Here is a 651-nt window from a genome sequence, read left to right as displayed (position 1 = left end):
GTGCTGGGCGCCCCCTTCGACCACGGAGCGACCTGGCTGCATCAGGCCGACGAAAACCCACTGACGCGCTTCATCGGCGAGCACCTCGACCACGACACGGTGCGCGGCCGGCACCTGCACCTCGGCGACCGCTTCGCCACGCGGGCCGAGATGGCCGAATACATCAGCGCCTGCGACGTCTTCGAGGCCGCGATCACCGAGGCATCCGACACCCCGGACCGCGCCGTCTCCGAGGTCGTGCCGAAGGGCGGGCGCTGGAACGCGACCATCGCGCATTGGCTGGGCTCGCAGATCAACGCCGCGGAACTCTCGCTGATTTCCCTGCGCGATTACGTCGCCGTGGACCTGGAAGGCCCGAACCTGCTGCCGGTCGAAGGGGTCGGCGGGTTGGTCGCCCGGCTCGCGGAAKGGCTGCCGATCCGGCTGGACCATGCGGTGACGCATCTGCGCTGGGACGGGCCGGGCGTCACCGTCGAAGGCGATTGGGGCTCGCTGCGGGCGGGCGCGGCCATTGTCACCGTCTCGACCGGCGTGCTGGCGGCGGGCGCCATCCGCTTCACGCCCGAGTTGCCGGTGAACACGCAGGACGCCATCCACGGCTTGCCGCTCGGCCTGCTGACGAAATACGGATTCCGGGCGACGGGCGAGGAC

General features: G+C 70.6%; 1 protein-coding gene. It reads left to right on the top strand.

Annotated elements, in window-relative coordinates:
• Window positions 1–651: FAD-dependent oxidoreductase (locus AC1DWF_RS35415; protein ID WP_476843136.1), on the top strand; the 651-nt coding region annotated here is incomplete at both ends.

The organism is Aminobacter sp. P4_D5, from assembly GCF_056401815.1.
This window is presented reverse-complemented; position numbering and strand designations above follow the sequence as displayed.